Here is an 18052-nt window from a genome sequence, read left to right on the forward strand (position 1 = left end):
CATTATTCGCAATGGGAGGGCTTTTTTGACATCAGATTTCGACCTGGGTCCCCAGCTCGATAACCCGGTTTGGCGGGATTTCAAACTGATCCGGCGCCCGCAGAGCGTTGCGCTGCAGCAGCAAATACAGTTTGCCGCGCAGACGCAGATACCATGGACGTTTGCCGATAATCAGCGACTCATGGGACATAAAGAATGAGGTTTCCATCATTCGACAGCTCAATCCTTCCAGACCGCAGCGGTGGAAGACCTCTTCGACGTTTGGCGTTTCGCGCCAGCCGTAGCTGGCCACCACCCGCCAGAACGACGGCGACAGTTGCTCAATCTGCACGCGGCGAACGTTATGCACATAAGGCGCATCTTCGGTACGCAGGGTCAGGAGGATCACTCGCTCATGCAGCACCTTGTTGTGTTTCAGGTTATGCAGCAGAGCAAACGGGATCACGTTCAGGGCGCGGGACATATAGACCGCGGTACCCGGCACGCGCACCGGCGGCGACTTCTCCAGCGAAGAGATCATCGCTTCCAGCGAGTTGCCATGCTCATGCATCCGGCGCAGCAGACGGAAACGCTCGCTTTTCCAGGTCGTCATCACCGTAAACATCACCATACCCAGCGATAACGGCAGCCAGCCGCCAGAGACAATCTTATCGAGGTTCGCCGAGAACAGCGGAATATCAATGCACAGGAAGGCCACCAGCATCAGGCCAACAAATAGCTTGTTCCAGTGCCAGTTTTTGCGCGCCACCGTTGCCGACAGAATGGAGGTCAGCACCATGGTGCCCGTTACCGCGATACCATACGCCGCCGCCAGGTTAGATGAGTGCTCGAAACTGACGATAACGATGACTACAGACACGTACAGCAGCCAGTTAATGAACGGAATATAGATCTGCCCGGACTCCATTTCCGAGGTGTGGATGATGCGCATCGGCGACAAATAGCCCAGACGCACTGCCTGACGGGTCAGAGAGAAGACCCCGGAGATCACCGCCTGCGAGGCGATAACCGTCGCCAGCGTGGCGATAATCAGCATCGGGATCAGAGCCCATTCCGGCGCCAACAGGAAGAACGGGTTTTTAATTGCTTCCGGGTGCTTGAGCAGCAGCGCACCCTGACCAAAATAGTTCAACACCAGCGAAGGCAGCACCACGGAGAACCAGGCGACGCGGATCGGTAATTTGCCGAAGTGACCCATATCGGCGTACAGCGCTTCCACCCCGGTAATCGACAGCACCACCGCGCCAAGCGCAATAAAGGAAACGGTCTTGTACTGCAGAAAGAAGTGCACTGCCCAGTAGGGATTCAGCGCCTGCAGAACTTCCGGGTTAGCGTAAATGCTGCGCGCGCCAAGCACCGCCAGCAGCAGGAACCAGACCAGCATAATCGGTGCAAACAGCTTACCGACCATCCCGGTGCCGTGCTTTTGGATCACAAACAGCAGGGTAAGCACGATAATGGAAATAGGGACAATCCAGGTATCCAGCTGTGGGGCGATAATTTCTAACCCCTCTATCGCCGACATAACGGAAATTGCCGGCGTAATCACCACTTCGCCATAGAAGAAACTGCCGCCGATCAGGCCGAGGATCACCAGCACGGAGGTCATTCTGGCCGAGGTATTGCGTCCGGCCAGCGACATCAGTGTTAAGATCCCGCCTTCCCCGGCGTTATCCGCCCGCATCACGAAGGTGATGTATTTAATTGATACGGTAAAGATTAACAGCCAGAAAATTAGCGACAAAAAGCCGAAAACGGCATCGCGCTCAACGCCAAAGCCAAACTGGCCTGACAGGCATTCGCGCAAGGTATACAGTGGACTGGTACCGATATCGCCGTACACCACGCCGATGGCCGCCAGCGTTAACGCCGGCAACGATTGTTTATTATCAGTGCTCATAGACTAGTCTTTTCGTTTATAAAACAAATGTGTGCCTAGTCCCTTGGCCCACAAAAAGCGCACAGTATGCACGATTATTTGCGAAATCGTACCCCTAACAGACACCATATTAACCTGGCTCAAAAAAAATAAATCGATTCTTCAGGCTATTACCGCCCCTGCTCTAACATCTATACTCGACCCAATAACGATACATGACAAAGCACGCAACTCAATTATGGCTCAAACACATTTACTGGCTGAAAGAATTTCCCGGCTCAGCGCGGCACTCGAAAAAGGACTCTTTGAACGCAGTCATGCGATACGCCTCTGCCTGCTGGCGGCGCTCAGCGGCGAGAGCGTTTTTTTGCTCGGCCCACCGGGGATCGCCAAAAGCCTGATTGCCCGCCGCCTCAAATTCGCCTTCCAGCAGGCGCGCGCTTTTGAATACTTGATGACCCGCTTCTCCACCCCGGAAGAAGTTTTTGGGCCACTGTCCATTCAGGCACTGAAGGATGAAGGCCGTTACGAACGTTTAACCGCCGGCTACCTGCCGGAAGCCGAAATCGTCTTTCTCGATGAAATATGGAAAGCGGGTCCGGCGATCCTCAACACCCTGCTGACGGCGATTAACGAACGTCACTTCCGCAATGGGGCGCACGAAGAGAAAATCCCGATGCGCCTGCTGGTGGCCGCGTCGAACGAACTCCCCGAAGCCGACAGCAGTCTGGAAGCGCTGTATGACCGAATGCTGATCCGTCTGTGGCTTGATAAAGTGCAGGATAAAGGTAATTTCCGTTCAATGCTGGTCAGCCAGCAGGATGAAAACAGCAATCCGGTCCCCAGCGCGCTGCAGGTTAGCGACGAAGAGTTTACCCAATGGCAGCAGCAGATCGGCAATATCAAACTGCCAGACGCGGTGTTTGAGCTGATATTCCAGCTCCGCCAGCAGCTGGATGCCCTGCCAAATGCGCCGTACGTCTCGGATCGCCGCTGGAAAAAGGCCATTCGCCTGCTGCAGGCCAGCGCCTTCTTCAGCGGGCGCGACAGCATCGCGCCGATAGATCTGATCCTGCTGAAAGATTGTCTGTGGCACAACGTCGAGAGCATGAACCTGATGTCGCAGCAGCTGGAAACGCTAATGACCTGTCACGCCTGGCAACAGCAGGCGATGCTGACGCGGCTGGGGGCCATTGTCCAGCGACGCATTCAGATCCAACAGCAGCAAAGCGACAAAACGGCGCTGAAGGTCACCCGCCTTGGCGGGATGTTTAGCCGCAAACCGCATTATGAATTGCCGGCGGAGATCCAGGGGACCACCCTGACGCTGCTGCTGCAGCAGCCGCTCAAACTTCACGATATGGAAGTGATCCACATTACTTTTGAACGCGAGGCGTTAGCCAACTGGCTGGAAAAGGGCGGTGAGATCCGCGGTAAGCTCAACGGGATCGGCTTTGCCCAACTGCTCAATATGGATGTCGACACCAGCCAGCACCTGGTCGTCCGCGACGTCAGCCTGCAGGGCTCACGCCTCGCGCTGCCCGGTAGCGCATCGCAGGAGAACATGCCGGCGGAAATTCGCCAACAGCTGGAGGCGCTCGATGATGAGTGGCACCAGCAACACAACCGCTTCAGCGAGCAGCAAAAGTGTCTGTTTATCCCGGTCGAGTGGCTGGGAAGAATTGAAGCCAGCCTGCAGGATGTCGGGGCGCAGATTAAACAGGCGAAGCAGCCATGACGCTCGATATGCTGAATGTCATGCTGGCAGTCAGCGAAGAGGGAATGATCGAGGAGATGCTGCTGGCGCTGCTGGCCTCTCCTCAGCTGGCGATTTTCTTTGAAAAATTTCCCCGGCTGAAAAATATCATCGCGGCGGATATTCCGCGCTGGCGGGAAGCCGTTCGCGCCCGTTTAAAAGAGGTTAACATCCCGCCGGATCTGGACGCCGAAGTGCAGACCTATCAGCAGGCTCAGCTGCTTTCTACCTCGCAGTTTATCGTCCAGCTTCCGCAGATCCTCGGCAAACTGCACCAGCTCCAGTCCCCTTTTGCCGCCCAGGCGCAGAAGCTGGTGGACGACAATGCCACCTTTACCCCAGCGCTGCATACGCTGTTTTTACAGCGCTGGCGCCTGAGCCTGGTGGTGCAAGCCACCAGCCTTAACCAGCAGCTGCTGGATGAGGAGCGTGACCAGTTGCTCAGTGAAGTCCAGGAACGCATGACGCTCAGCGGCCAGCTCGATCCGGTGCTGGCGGACAATGACACCGCCGCCGGACGCCTGTGGGACATGAGCGCTGGTGAACTCAAACGTGGCGACTATCAGCTGATCGTGCGCTATGGCGATTTTCTCAACCAGCAACCGGAGCTACTGCAGCTGGCGGAACAGCTGGGGCGTTCACGGGAAGCGAAATCCGTCCCGAAAAAAGACGCGCCGATGGAGACCTTCCGCAGCCTGGTACGCGAGCCGGCGACGGTGCCGGAACAGGTCGACGGACTCCAGCAAAGCGATGATATTCTGCGCCTGCTGCCGCCGGAGCTGGCGACGCTCGGCATCACGGAGCTGGAGTTTGAATTTTATCGCAAGCTGGTGGAGAAGCAGCTGCTCACTTACCGCCTGCACGGCGACGCCTGGCGCGAGAAAATCACCGAACGCCCGGTGACGCGCCAGGATTTTGATGAACAACCGCGCGGGCCGTTTATTGTCTGCGTCGACACCTCAGGATCGATGGGCGGTTTTAACGAACAGTGCGCCAAAGCTTTTTGTCTGGCCCTGATGCGCGTCGCGCTGGCCGATAACCGCCGCTGCTTTATTATGCTGTTCTCCAGCGAAGTGGTGCATTACGAGCTGACCAGCGAGAGCGGTTTGGAACAGGCGATCCGCTTCCTGAGCCAGCGCTTTCGCGGCGGCACGGATCTGGCCAGCTGTTTTCGCGCCATTATTGAACGTCTGCAAAACCCGCAATGGGTGGATGCCGATGCTGTCGTGATCTCTGACTTTATTGCCCAGCGGTTGCCGGATGAGGTGATTACTCAGGTGGGAGAGCTACAGCGCAAGCATCAGCACCGTTTTCACGCGGTGGCGATGTCGGTACATGGCAAGCCCGGTATCATGCGTATCTTCGATCATATCTGGCGCTTTGATACCGGGTTGCGTAGCCGCCTGCTGCGACGCTGGCGGCGCTAATCGTTACAGCAGCGCGGAAACGCTTTCGCGAACCTGCGCCGGCCAGACACCACACTGCACCTGGCCGATATGATCAAGCTGCAGCAGCAGCATCGTCAAACGTGACTGGCCAATGCCGCCGCCGATAGTCTGCGGCATCTCACCACGCAACAGCGCCTGGTGCCACTCCAGTTTCAGGCGATCTTCATCAGCAGTCAGCGCCAGCTGACGTTTCAGCGCTTCGGCGTCAACGCGGATCCCCATTGAAGAGATCTCAAACGCATCCTCCAGCACCGGGTTCCACACCAGGATATCGCCGTTCAGACCGGCAAAACCTTCAGCAACCTCTGTACTCCAGTCATCATAATCCGGCGCACGGACGTCGTGGCGCTTGCCATCAGACAGTTTTCCACCGATACCGATTAAGAAGACGGCGCCCAGCTCTTTGGCAATCGCCCGCTCGCGGCCTTTAGCATCGAGCTCCGGATAGCGGCTCAGCAGCTCCTGGCTGTGAACAAAATGGATCTGTTCCGGCAGGAACGGCGTCAGGCCAAACTCCTGGCTGACCGCCAGCTCGGTGGCTTTGATCCCGGCGTAGATCGCCTCGACGGTTGCCTTCAGGGTGCCAACGTGGCGCTCTTCATCCCCCATCACGCGCTCCCAGTCCCACTGGTCAACATACACGGAATGGATCGGCGTCAGACGGTCTTCATCGGGGCGAAGGGCCTTCATGTGCGTGTACAGCCCTTCGCCCGCGCTGAAGTCGTGTTGTCCCAGGGTTTGACGCTTCCACTTCGCCAGCGAATGAACCACTTCGAACTGAGCGTCGGGCAGTGTTTTCACTTTTACCTGAACCGCTTTTTCGCTGCCGGACAAGTTATCCTGCGTCCCGTCCCCCACGCGGCTTAAGATTGGCGCCTGGACTTCAATCAGGCCAAGCTTCTCTTCCAGCTGACGGGAAAAGTGGGATTTAACGAAACTGATCTGGCGTTGTTTTGCGATATATGCGGTTTTCATTTTTATGACTCCTGCGTCCTGTTGCCATTGATTAAGCAACAAAACAGGCCACCAATACAATAATCAATCAATAAAAAGCCACATCGACTTTTAATTCATCAAAATAAGGCGCTAAAATAGTAAGAACCCTCAAACTTCATAAGAAAAAGATATGGAAAATTATCAGATCGACAATCTGGACCGCGGCATTCTCGATGCGCTGATGGCCAACGCCCGTACTGCCTATGCGGAACTGGCCAAACAGTTCAGCGTCAGCCCGGGCACCATTCACGTACGCGTCGAAAAGATGAAGCAGGCGGGCATCATTACGGGGGCGCGCATTGACGTCAGCCCCAAGCAGCTGGGCTATGACGTCGGCTGTTTTATCGGCATTATCCTCAAGAGCGCCAAAGACTATCCTTCTGCCCTTGCCCGTCTGGAAAGTCTGGAGGAGGTGACCGAGGCTTACTACACCACCGGCCATTACAGCATCTTTATTAAGGTAATGTGTAAATCCATCGATGCCCTGCAGCAGGTACTTATCAACAAGATCCAAACAATCGATGAAATTCAGTCCACCGAAACCCTGATCGTGTTGCAGAACCCGATCATGCGCACCATCAAGCCCTGATCGCTTTTTTTAATCCCACATTTTTCCACAGGTAGATCCCAGCTCGCTCACAGCGTACAATACGCCACTCTGAACAGTTGAGCGGGCGATCAGCGATCTATGGCAGACATTACACTTATCAGCGGCAGCACCCTGGGCAGTGCGGAATATGTAGCAGAACATCTGGCGGAAAAGCTGGAAGAAGCGGGCTACAGCACTGACATCCAGCACGGTCCGCTGGTGGACGATCTGCAGGCGCAAGGGATCTGGTTAGTGATCTCTTCCACCCATGGCGCCGGGGATATTCCCGACAACCTGGTTCCCTTCTACGACGCGCTGCAGGAGAAGCAGGCCGATCTCTCCGCCGTGCGCTTTGGCGCCATCGGCATCGGCAGCCGCGAATACGACACCTTTTGCGGCGCGATCGATAAATTAGAAGCCGCGCTGAAGGACTGCGGGGCAAAACAGATCGGTGAGACGCTGAAGATCAACGTTCTGGAACACGAAATTCCGGAGGATCCGGCGGAAATCTGGCTGGGATCCTGGAAAAATTTGCTCTGAGAATTGTAAAGATCGTCCGATCTTCTGTGGATAACCATGCTTAAAAGCTTGGATCAACCGGTAGTTATCCAAAGAATAACCGTAGTATGGTTTTTGTGCTGTGCATAACCCTTCATTCTGATCCCAGCTTATACGGACCAGGATCACCGATCATTCACAGATAGTGATCCTTCTTAAGCTTTTGATCTTACTTCGCGGATCCGACTTATCCACAAAGAGAGTCGATCCTAATAAGAGATCACAATAGAACAGATCTCTATATAAAGATCTTCTTTTTAATACTCAGGATCCCGGAGTCTTTCTCGAAAGCCTAAAGTTGAGTAGAATCCACGGCCCGGGCTTCAATCCATTTTCATACCGCTTTATGCGAGGCAGACCACCATGTTTTATCAGGATCCTTTTGACGTCATTATCATTGGCGGGGGTCATGCAGGCACTGAGGCCGCAATGGCCGCAGCGCGTATGGGTCAACAGACCCTGCTTTTGACACACAATATCGACACGCTGGGGCAGATGAGCTGCAACCCGGCGATTGGCGGCATTGGGAAAGGACACCTGGTAAAAGAAGTGGACGCGCTCGGCGGTCTGATGGCCAAAGCGATCGATCAGGCGGGTATTCAGTTTAGGATACTAAACGCCAGCAAAGGGCCCGCAGTGCGCGCCACACGCGCCCAGGCTGACCGCGTGCTATATCGCCAGGCAGTGCGTACTGCACTGGAGAACCAGCCTAATCTGATGATCTTCCAGCAGGCGGTGGAAGATCTGATTGTCGAAAACGATCGTGTTGTGGGCGCCGTCACCCAGATGGGCCTCAAATTCCGTGCAAAAGCAGTGGTACTGACCGTCGGGACCTTCCTTGATGGTAAAATTCATATTGGTCTGGATAACTACAGCGGCGGCCGTGCTGGCGATCCGCCGTCTATCCCGCTGTCTCGTCGTCTGCGTGAATTGCCGCTGCGCGTAAGCCGCCTGAAAACCGGTACGCCGCCGCGTATTGACGCGCGCACCATTGATTTCAGCGTACTGGCGCAACAGCACGGCGATAATCCTATGCCGGTCTTCTCGTTTATGGGATCTGCGGATCAACACCCGCGCCAGGTGCCGTGTTACATCACGCACACCAATGAGAAAACCCATGATGTGATCCGCAATAACCTCGATCGCAGCCCCATGTACGCCGGGGTGATCGAAGGGATCGGCCCACGCTACTGCCCGTCGATCGAAGACAAAGTCATGCGCTTTGCCGATCGCAATCAGCACCAAATCTTCCTTGAACCGGAAGGCCTGACTTCAAACGAAATTTATCCGAACGGTATCTCCACCAGCCTGCCGTTTGATGTGCAAATGCAAATCGTCCGCTCGATGCAGGGGATGGAGAACGCACGGATCGTCCGTCCTGGCTACGCCATTGAGTACGATTTCTTCGACCCGCGCGATCTGAAGCCGACGCTTGAGAGTAAATTCATTCAGGGTCTGTTCTTTGCCGGACAGATCAACGGTACCACCGGTTATGAAGAAGCGGCTGCTCAGGGTCTGCTGGCTGGTCTTAACGCCGCCCGCTTCTCTGCGGAAAAAGAGGGCTGGGCGCCGCGTCGCGATCAGGCTTACCTCGGCGTGCTGGTGGACGACCTGTGTACTCTGGGTACCAAAGAACCGTACCGCATGTTCACCTCGCGTGCCGAATATCGTCTGATGTTGCGTGAAGACAACGCCGACCTGCGTCTGACCGAAAAAGGTCGCGAGCTGGGTCTGGTGGATGACGAACGCTGGGCGCGCTATAACGAGAAGCTGGAAAGCATTGAACGTGAACGTCAGCGTCTGAAATCCACCTGGGTGAACCCGCAGGCAGAAAGCGCCGCCGAAGTGAACGTTCACCTGACCGCGCCGTTGTCGCGTGAAGCCAGCGGTGAAGATCTGCTGCGCCGTCCGGAAATGACCTATGAGCAGCTGGTTCGTCTTTCGCCGTTCGCGCCGGGTCTGCAGGATCAGCAGGCGGCTGAACAGGTTGAGATCCAGGTGAAATATGAAGGTTATATCGCGCGCCAGCAGGATGAGATCGAGAAACAGCAGCGCAACGAGAACACTTTACTGCCGGCTACGCTCGACTATCGCCAGGTTACCGGGTTGTCAAACGAGGTGATCGCCAAACTGAACGACCATAAACCGTCGTCGATAGGGCAGGCGTCACGTATTTCCGGGATCACCCCGGCAGCGATCTCTATTTTGCTGGTTTGGCTGAAAAAGCAGGGCATGCTGCGCCGCAGCGCCTGATTGCGGTAGCCTGCCAGCGCTGATTTCCCAGTTGCATAATCGGCGTTCGCCTTTATCATTCATAGCCCGGTAAGCGTTAGCGCCTCCGGGCTCATTATTTTTTGAAGGGATTTACCGTGCTCAACAAACTTTCTCGTCTGCTGGATGAAGCGGGTATTTCGCTCACCGATCACCAGAAAAATCAGCTGGTGGCTTACGTCGGGCTGCTCGATAAGTGGAACAAGGCCTATAACCTGACTTCCGTTCGCGATCCGAATGAGATGTTAGTGCGTCACATCCTCGACAGCATCATCGTGGCGCCTTACCTGCAGGGCTCGCGCTTTATCGATGTTGGGACCGGACCGGGGCTTCCTGGCATTCCGCTGGCCATCGTGCGCCCGGAGTCGCATTTCACCCTGCTGGACAGTCTCGGCAAGCGTGTGCGCTTCCTGCGCCAGGTACAGCATGAGCTTAAGCTGGCTAACGTCACCCCGGTGCAGAGCCGCGTGGAAGCCTTCCCCGCCGAGCCGCCGTTTGACGGTGTGATAAGCCGCGCTTTCGCGTCGCTCAATGATATGGTGAGCTGGTGCCACCATCTGCCGGCAGAGAACGGTCATTTTTATGCGCTCAAAGGGTTAGCGCAAAAAGAAGAGATGGAAAATCTGCCGGAAGGGTATGCCATTGCCGAGGTGATCGCGCTGCATGTTCCTCAGCTGGAAGGGGAGCGACACCTGGTGGTGATTACGCCAAAATCGCGTTAATTTTTATCAAAAAATGTGGAAAAAATGTGGCCCAAGCATGTTACAAAAATAAAAGTCACTCCCTGATATTATCGGGCTGCATTTAACCTTGTTTTTACTATGGCTTTTCTTGCGGTTAACTTTAGCTAAGTGATTCACTGACAAAATAGTCAACTTTGAAAATATCAGGGTGCTAAAAATCGACAATGATGAGCAGCATAGTGATGTTAAATTATTATTATAAATGTCAATAAAAGGTTTTTATTGTATGTGGGGTTGTTTTAGATAATGTCCTCACTTTTTATCTTGAATATCAAAAACATGAAAAATAGTGTTTTATGTCCTTGATTCATTAAAGGGCGCTTGAAATGTTTATTATGTGATCTAATGCACGCTTTAATTGCCGTGTTTCCACGTTATTTGCAGTTTTGTATGACCGCTCACAGAACGCTGAAATGCGCGGAAAGTTGGCCGTTGGAAAATAATTAAACATTTATTCACTATTTTGCTACTTATTGTTTGAAATCACGGGGCGTCACCGTATAATTTGTCCGCTTTTTGATGCTTGACTCTTCGTCTTAAAGGACGTTTTATACGACACGCGACATACCTCAAAGGGAGCAGGAGTAAAAACGTGATGTCAGTGTCGCTCTTGAGTCGAAACGTTGCTCGCAAGCTTCTGTTTATTCAGTTACTGGCCGTAATAGCAAGTGGACTGCTGTTCAGCCTCAAAGACCCCTTCTGGGGCATTTCCGCAATATGCGGCGGTTTGGCAGTGGTTTTGCCAAACCTGATGTTTATGATTTTTGCCTGGCGTCATCAGGCGCATACACCAGCAAAAGGCCGTGTGGCCTGGACCTTCGCCTTCGGTGAAGCCTTCAAGGTGTTGCTAACCTTCGCCCTTCTGGCGATGGCGCTGGCCGTTTTAAAAGTGGTATTTTTGCCGCTGATCGTGACGTGGGTTTTGGTGCTGGTGGTACAAGTTCTGGCGCCAGCTGTAATCAACAACAAAGGGTAAAAGGCATCATGGCTTCAGAAAATATGACGCCGCAGGAATACATAGGTCATCATCTGAACAACCTTCAGATTGACCTGCGTACTTTCTCGCTGGTGGATCCGCACAACCCCCCGGCCACCTTCTGGACGCTCAACATTGACTCCATGTTTTTCTCGGTGGTTCTCGGTCTGCTGTTCCTGGCCATGTTCCGTAGCGTTGCCAAAAAAGCAACCAGCGGTGTACCAGGGAAATTCCAAACCTTCATTGAGATGATCATCGGCTTCGTCCATGGCAGCGTCAAAGACATGTACCATGGCAAGAGCAAGGTCATCGCGCCGCTGGCGCTTACTGTGTTCGTCTGGGTCTTCCTGATGAACCTGATGGACCTGCTGCCAATCGACCTGATTCCTTACATCGGCGAACACATTTTCGGCCTGCCTGCACTGCGCGTGGTTCCGTCTGCTGACGTGAACATCACCCTGTCGATGGCGCTTGGCGTGTTCATCCTGATTATTTTCTACAGCATCAAAATGAAAGGCGTAGGTGGGTTCGTTAAAGAACTGACCATGCAGCCGTTCAATCACTGGGCGTTCATTCCTGTCAACTTAATCCTTGAAGGGGTAAGCCTGCTGTCCAAACCGGTTTCTCTCGGTCTGCGACTGTTCGGCAACATGTATGCCGGTGAGCTGATTTTCATTCTGATTGCTGGTCTGTTGCCGTGGTGGTCACAGTGGGTTCTGAATGTGCCTTGGGCCATTTTCCACATCCTGATTATTACGCTGCAAGCCTTCATCTTCATGGTTCTGACGATTGTCTATCTGTCGATGGCATCTGAAGAGCATTGATTTTTACCAACACTACTACGTTTTAACTGAAACAAACTGGAGACTGTCATGGAAAACCTGAATATGGATCTGCTGTACATGGCTGCCGCTGTGATGATGGGTCTGGCGGCAATCGGTGCTGCGATCGGTATCGGCATCCTCGGGGGTAAATTCCTGGAAGGCGCAGCGCGTCAGCCGGATCTGATTCCTCTGCTGCGTACTCAGTTCTTTATCGTTATGGGTCTGGTGGATGCTATCCCGATGATCGCTGTAGGTCTGGGTCTGTACGTGATGTTCGCCGTCGCGTAGTAAGTTGTTAGAAACCTAAGCCACAGAGTTAATTAAAGAGGTATTGTGCTGTGAACATGAACGCAACAATCCTCGGCCAGGCCATCGCGTTTGTTATCTTCGTATGGTTCTGCATGAAGTATGTATGGCCGCCTTTAATGGCTGCCATCGAAAAACGCCAGAAAGAGATTTCTGACGGTTTAGCTTCTGCAGAACGCGCTAAGAAAGATTTGGACCTTGCACAGGCCAACGCGACCGACCAGCTGAAAAAAGCGAAAGCGGAAGCCCAGGTTATCATTGAGCAGGCGAACAAGCGCCGCTCTCAGATCCTGGACGAAGCTAAAGCTGAAGCAGAACAGGAACGCACCAAAATCGTTGCACAAGCGCAGGCTGAAATTGATGCTGAGCGTAAACGTGCTCGCGAGGAGCTGCGTAAGCAGGTCGCTATCCTGGCTGTTGCTGGCGCCGAGAAGATCATCGAACGTTCCGTGGATGAAGCTGCTAACAGCGACATCGTGGATAAACTTGTCGCTGAACTGTAAGGAGGGAGGGGCTGATGTCTGAATTTGTAACGGTAGCTCGCCCCTACGCCAAAGCAGCTTTTGACTTTGCCGTCGAACACAACAGTGTTGAACGCTGGCAGGATATGCTGGCGTTTGCCGCCGAAGTGACCAAAAACGACCAAATGGCAGAACTTCTCTCCGGTGCTTTGGCGCCGGAAACGCTCTCAGAAGCGTTTATCGCTATCTGCGGCGAGCAGCTCGACGAAAACGGCCAGAACCTGATTAAGGTGATGGCGGAAAATAATCGTCTGAAGGTGCTCCCGGACGTTCTTGAGCAATTCATTCACCTGCGCGCGGCCAGCGAGGCCATCGCAGAGGTAGACGTAATATCTGCCAACCAACTGAGTGATGAACAGCTTGCCAGGATCGTCAGCGCGATGGAAAAACGTCTGTCTCGCAAAGTTAAGCTGAATTGCAAAATCGATAAGTCTGTAATGGCAGGTATTATCATCCGTGCGGGTGATATGGTCATTGATGGCAGCGTACGCGGCCGTCTTGAGCGCCTTGCAGACGTCTTGCAGTCTTAAGGGGACTGGAGCATGCAACTGAATTCCACCGAAATCAGCGAACTGATCAAGCAGCGCATTGCTCAGTTCAATGTTGTGAGCGAAGCTCATAACGAAGGTACTATTGTTTCTGTAAGTGACGGTGTTATCCGCATCCACGGCCTTGCCGAATGTATGCAGGGCGAGATGATCTCCCTGCCGGGTAACCGTTACGCTATCGCACTGAACCTGGAGCGCGACTCCGTCGGTGCGGTCGTTATGGGGCCGTACGCTGACCTTGCCGAAGGCATGAAGGTTAAATGTACTGGCCGTATCCTGGAAGTTCCGGTTGGCCGTGGCCTGCTGGGCCGCGTGGTTAACACCCTGGGCGCGCCAATTGATGGTAAAGGTCCGCTGGAAAACGACGGTTTCTCCGCCGTTGAAGCGATCGCGCCGGGCGTCATCGAACGTCAGTCCGTCGATCAGCCGGTACAGACCGGTTATAAATCCGTTGACGCCATGATCCCAATCGGTCGTGGTCAGCGTGAGCTGATCATCGGCGACCGTCAGACCGGTAAAACGGCGCTGGCTATCGATGCCATCATCAACCAGCGTGATTCCGGCATCAAATGCGTCTATGTCGCTATCGGTCAGAAAGCATCCACCATTTCTAACGTGGTGCGCAAACTGGAAGAGCATGGCGCGCTGGCTAACACCATCGTAGTGGTAGCAACGGCATCCGAATCTGCTGCTCTGCAATACCTGGCGCCATATGCCGGTTGCGCAATGGGCGAATACTTCCGCGATCGCGGTGAAGATGCGCTGATCGTTTACGATGACCTGTCTAAACAGGCTGTTGCTTACCGTCAGATTTCCCTGCTGCTCCGTCGTCCGCCAGGACGTGAAGCGTTCCCGGGCGACGTATTCTACCTCCACTCTCGTCTGCTGGAGCGTGCTGCGCGTGTTAACGCTGAATACGTTGAAGCCTTCACCAAAGGTGAAGTGAAAGGGAAAACTGGCTCTCTGACCGCACTGCCGATTATCGAAACGCAGGCGGGTGACGTTTCCGCGTTCGTTCCGACCAACGTAATTTCCATTACCGATGGTCAGATCTTCCTGGAAACCAACCTGTTTAACGCCGGTATTCGTCCTGCGGTTAACCCGGGTATCTCCGTATCCCGTGTTGGTGGTGCAGCGCAGACCAAGATCATGAAGAAACTGTCCGGTGGTATCCGTACCGCGTTGGCGCAGTATCGTGAACTGGCGGCGTTCTCCCAGTTTGCATCCGACCTTGACGATGCAACCCGCAAACAGCTGGACCACGGTCAGAAAGTGACCGAGCTGCTGAAACAGAAACAGTATGCGCCGATGTCTGTCGCGCAGCAGTCGCTGGTTCTGTTCGCAGCAGAACGTGGTTACCTGGCTGATGTAGAACTGGCGAAAATCGGTAGCTTCGAAGCCGCTCTGCTGGCTTACGTCGACCGTGATCACGCTCCGCTGATGCAAGAGATTAACCAGTCCGGTGGCTATAACGACGAAATCGAAGGCAAGCTGAAAGGCATCCTCGATTCCTTCAAAGCAACCCAATCCTGGTAACGTCTGGCGGTCTGTCTTAGGGCAGGCCGCAAGGCATTGAGGAGAAGCTCATGGCCGGCGCAAAAGAGATACGTAGTAAGATCGCAAGCGTCCAGAACACGCAAAAGATCACTAAAGCGATGGAGATGGTCGCCGCTTCCAAAATGCGTAAATCGCAGGAGCGCATGGCGGCCAGCCGTCCTTACGCAGATACTATGCGCAAAGTGATTGGTCACCTTGCGAACGGTAATCTGGAATATAAGCACCCTTACCTGGAAGAACGCGACGTTAAGCGCGTGGGCTACCTGGTGGTGTCGACCGACCGTGGTCTGTGCGGCGGCTTGAACATTAACCTGTTCAAGAAACTGCTGGCGGAAATGAAAGCATGGTCCGATAAAGGCGTTCAGTGCGACCTCGCAATGATCGGCTCTAAAGGCGTCTCTTTCTTTAACTCCGTAGGCGGCAACGTGGTTGCACAGGTGACCGGTATGGGGGATAACCCATCCCTGTCCGAACTGATCGGCCCGGTAAAAGTGATGTTGCAGGCCTACGATGAAGGCCGTCTGGACAAGCTGTACGTTGTCAGCAACAAATTTATTAACACCATGTCTCAGGTTCCGACGATCACTCAGCTGCTGCCGTTACCGGCATCAGAAGACGCTGATCTGAAACGTAAATCCTGGGATTACCTGTATGAGCCCGATCCGAAAGCGCTGCTGGATACCCTCCTGCGCCGCTACGTAGAGTCTCAGGTTTATCAGGGCGTGGTTGAAAACCTGGCCAGCGAGCAGGCCGCCCGTATGGTGGCGATGAAAGCCGCGACCGATAATGGCGGCAGCCTGATTAAAGAGCTGCAGTTGGTATACAACAAAGCTCGTCAGGCCAGCATTACTCAGGAACTCACCGAGATCGTCTCGGGGGCCGCCGCGGTTTAACCAGGTTATTTCGTAGAGGATTTAAGATGGCTACTGGAAAGATTGTCCAGGTAATCGGCGCCGTGGTCGACGTCGAGTTCCCTCAGGATGCCGTACCACGCGTGTACGAAGCCCTTGAGGTACAGAATGGTAATGAAGTTCTGGTGCTGGAAGTTCAGCAGCAGCTGGGCGGCGGTATCGTACGTACCATCGCCATGGGTTCTTCCGACGGTCTGCGCCGCGGTCTGGATGTAAAAGACCTCGAGCACCCGATCGAAGTCCCGGTAGGTAAAGCAACGCTGGGTCGTATCATGAACGTACTGGGTCAACCGGTTGACATGAAAGGCGACATCGGCGAAGAAGAGCGTTGGGCTATCCACCGCGCAGCACCGTCCTATGAAGAGCTGTCCAGCTCTCAGGAACTGCTTGAAACCGGCATCAAAGTTATCGACCTGATGTGTCCGTTCGCGAAGGGCGGTAAAGTTGGTCTGTTCGGTGGTGCGGGTGTAGGTAAAACCGTAAACATGATGGAGCTGATCCGTAACATCGCGATCGAGCACTCCGGTTACTCTGTGTTTGCGGGCGTAGGTGAACGTACTCGTGAGGGTAACGACTTCTACCACGAAATGACCGACTCCAACGTTATCGATAAAGTATCCCTGGTGTACGGCCAGATGAACGAGCCGCCGGGAAACCGTCTGCGCGTTGCGCTGACCGGCCTGACCATGGCTGAGAAATTCCGTGACGAAGGTCGTGACGTACTGCTGTTCGTCGATAACATTTATCGTTACACCCTGGCCGGTACTGAAGTATCCGCGCTGCTGGGTCGTATGCCTTCAGCGGTAGGTTATCAGCCGACCCTGGCGGAAGAGATGGGTGTTCTGCAGGAACGTATCACCTCCACCAAAACCGGTTCTATCACCTCCGTACAGGCGGTATACGTACCGGCGGATGACTTAACTGACCCATCCCCAGCAACTACCTTTGCTCACTTAGATGCAACCGTAGTACTGAGTCGTCAGATCGCATCCCTGGGTATCTACCCGGCCGTTGACCCGCTGGACTCCACCAGCCGTCAGCTGGATCCGCTGGTTGTTGGTCAGGAACACTACGACACCGCGCGTGGCGTTCAGTCCATCCTGCAGCGTTATCAGGAACTGAAAGACATCATCGCCATCCTCGGTATGGACGAACTGTCTGAAGAAGACAAACTGGTGGTAGCTCGCGCACGTAAGATCCAGCGCTTCCTGTCCCAGCCGTTCTTCGTGGCAGAAGTCTTTACTGGTTCTCCGGGCAAATACGTGGCGCTGAAAGACACCATCCGTGGCTTTAAAGGCATCATGGAAGGCGAATACGATCACCTGCCAGAGCAGGCGTTCTACATGGTCGGTTCCATCGACGAAGCCGTGGAAAAAGCCAAAAAACTTTAACGCCTTAATCGGAGGGTGATATGGCAATGACTTACCACCTGGACGTCGTCAGCGCAGAGCAACAAATGTTCTCTGGTCTGGTCGAAAAAATCCAGGTAACGGGTAGCGAAGGTGAACTGGGTATTTACCCGGGCCACGCACCGCTGCTCACCGCCATTAAGCCTGGTATGATTCGCATCGTTAAACAGCACGGTCATGAAGAGTTTATCTATCTGTCCGGCGGCATTCTTGAAGTGCAGCCTGGCAGCGTGACCGTTCTGGCGGATACCGCAATTCGCGGTCAGGACCTCGACGAAGCGCGAGCGCTGGAAGCGAAACGCAAAGCGGAAGAGCATATTAAGAGCTCTCACGGCGATGTGGATTACGCTCAGGCGTCTGCGGAACTGGCCAAAGCGATCGCTAAACTGCGCGTTATCGAGTTGACCAAAAAAGCGATGTAACACCGGCTTGAACGTAAAAAGCCAGTCTGGTTTTCCAGACTGGCTTTTTTTATGGCCCGCCGCAGATCCGCGGATGAAGCGAAAACAAAATTCCCGCTTAATTGTTATTGATTAGTTAAATGAGGAGGCGTAGACTCTTTTTTATGTGATGTACATCACAAAAAAAGAACGTTATTAAACTGCACCTGCGTCAGGAAATCATCATGAAACTGTTTCATAAAATCATCGCCAAATTTAGCGTACTGAGCTTCTAAGTTCCGCGCTATCTCCACCCGCTTACACGACGTATCGCCCATCAAAACGACAACACAGGCAATGTGCAACCGGGAAAATAAGGT

The 18052-nt window shown here is 53.9% G+C and carries 17 protein-coding genes; 15 read left to right on the top strand and 2 right to left on the bottom strand.

What is annotated here, in order from left to right; translation table 11 throughout:
- Positions 1–31 precede the first annotated feature (31 nt).
- Complete coding sequence (kup, locus tag B8P98_RS27650; protein WP_025711380.1) at positions 32–1900, bottom strand: low affinity potassium transporter Kup; 1869 nt, start codon at positions 1898–1900, stop codon at positions 32–34.
- A 217-nt stretch (positions 1901–2117) separates the two neighbouring features.
- On the opposite strand from kup, the gene ravA reads away from it, so the two are divergent.
- On the top strand, positions 2118–3617 hold the full coding sequence (ravA, locus tag B8P98_RS27655; protein ID WP_025711379.1) for an ATPase RavA: 1500 nt from the start codon (positions 2118–2120) through the stop codon (positions 3615–3617).
- Positions 3614–5062, top strand: coding sequence for an ATPase RavA stimulator ViaA (gene viaA / locus B8P98_RS27660; RefSeq protein ID WP_025711378.1), 1449 nt, complete (start codon positions 3614–3616; stop codon positions 5060–5062). The genes ravA and viaA overlap by 4 nt, the downstream gene beginning before the upstream one ends.
- Positions 5063–5065: 3 nt before the next feature.
- Here viaA and asnA read toward each other — a convergent pair whose 3' ends face one another.
- A complete protein-coding gene (asnA, locus tag B8P98_RS27665; protein WP_025711377.1) occupies positions 5066–6058 on the bottom strand; it encodes an aspartate--ammonia ligase in 993 nt (330 codons plus the stop codon).
- A gap of 151 nt (positions 6059–6209) precedes the next feature.
- Between asnA and asnC the strand changes: the two genes are divergently transcribed.
- The 13 genes from asnC (at position 6210) to B8P98_RS27730 (ending at position 17714) form a co-directional block, all read left to right on the top strand.
- Entirely contained in the window at positions 6210–6668 is a 459-nt protein-coding gene (asnC, locus tag B8P98_RS27670) for a transcriptional regulator AsnC (RefSeq protein ID WP_002882510.1), read from the top strand.
- 99 nt (positions 6669–6767) lie between these two features.
- Entirely contained in the window at positions 6768–7208 is a 441-nt protein-coding gene (mioC, locus tag B8P98_RS27675) for an FMN-binding protein MioC (RefSeq protein WP_025711376.1), read from the top strand.
- A 381-nt stretch (positions 7209–7589) separates the two neighbouring features.
- The gene (gene mnmG / locus B8P98_RS27680) at positions 7590–9479 is read left to right on the top strand and encodes a tRNA uridine-5-carboxymethylaminomethyl(34) synthesis enzyme MnmG (protein WP_025711375.1); all 1890 of its coding nucleotides are present in this window, start codon (positions 7590–7592) and stop codon (positions 9477–9479) included.
- Between the two features lie 116 nt (positions 9480–9595).
- Complete coding sequence (gene rsmG, locus B8P98_RS27685) at positions 9596–10219, top strand: 16S rRNA (guanine(527)-N(7))-methyltransferase RsmG (protein WP_025711374.1); 624 nt, start codon at positions 9596–9598, stop codon at positions 10217–10219.
- A gap of 616 nt (positions 10220–10835) precedes the next feature.
- Positions 10836–11216, top strand: coding sequence for a F0F1 ATP synthase subunit I (gene atpI, locus B8P98_RS27690; RefSeq protein ID WP_025711373.1), 381 nt, complete (start codon positions 10836–10838; stop codon positions 11214–11216).
- Between the two features lie 8 nt (positions 11217–11224).
- Positions 11225–12040: a F0F1 ATP synthase subunit A gene (gene atpB / locus B8P98_RS27695; RefSeq protein WP_025711372.1), complete on the top strand. Its 816-nt coding sequence runs from the start codon at positions 11225–11227 to the stop codon at positions 12038–12040.
- A 48-nt stretch (positions 12041–12088) separates the two neighbouring features.
- Positions 12089–12328: a F0F1 ATP synthase subunit C gene (gene atpE / locus B8P98_RS27700; RefSeq protein ID WP_000429386.1), complete on the top strand. Its 240-nt coding sequence runs from the start codon at positions 12089–12091 to the stop codon at positions 12326–12328.
- Between the two features lie 50 nt (positions 12329–12378).
- On the top strand, positions 12379–12849 hold the full coding sequence (gene atpF, locus B8P98_RS27705; RefSeq protein ID WP_004107293.1) for a F0F1 ATP synthase subunit B: 471 nt from the start codon (positions 12379–12381) through the stop codon (positions 12847–12849).
- Between the two features lie 14 nt (positions 12850–12863).
- Positions 12864–13397, top strand: coding sequence for a F0F1 ATP synthase subunit delta (gene atpH / locus B8P98_RS27710; protein WP_025711371.1), 534 nt, complete (start codon positions 12864–12866; stop codon positions 13395–13397).
- Between the two features lie 12 nt (positions 13398–13409).
- The gene (gene atpA, locus B8P98_RS27715; protein WP_004144995.1) at positions 13410–14951 is read left to right on the top strand and encodes a F0F1 ATP synthase subunit alpha; all 1542 of its coding nucleotides are present in this window, start codon (positions 13410–13412) and stop codon (positions 14949–14951) included.
- A gap of 50 nt (positions 14952–15001) precedes the next feature.
- Positions 15002–15865: a F0F1 ATP synthase subunit gamma gene (gene atpG, locus B8P98_RS27720; protein WP_004144996.1), complete on the top strand. Its 864-nt coding sequence runs from the start codon at positions 15002–15004 to the stop codon at positions 15863–15865.
- A 26-nt stretch (positions 15866–15891) separates the two neighbouring features.
- Positions 15892–17274 carry a F0F1 ATP synthase subunit beta gene (gene atpD / locus B8P98_RS27725; protein WP_004144997.1) on the top strand — a complete coding sequence of 461 codons (1383 nt, stop codon included), beginning with the start codon at positions 15892–15894 and terminating at the stop codon, positions 17272–17274.
- Between the two features lie 20 nt (positions 17275–17294).
- On the top strand, positions 17295–17714 hold the full coding sequence (locus tag B8P98_RS27730) for a F0F1 ATP synthase subunit epsilon (protein WP_001251971.1): 420 nt from the start codon (positions 17295–17297) through the stop codon (positions 17712–17714).
- Positions 17715–18052: the final 338 nt, after the last annotated feature.

The organism is Klebsiella quasivariicola, assembly GCF_002269255.1.
GTDB classification, from domain to species: Bacteria; Pseudomonadota; Gammaproteobacteria; order Enterobacterales; family Enterobacteriaceae; genus Klebsiella; species Klebsiella quasivariicola.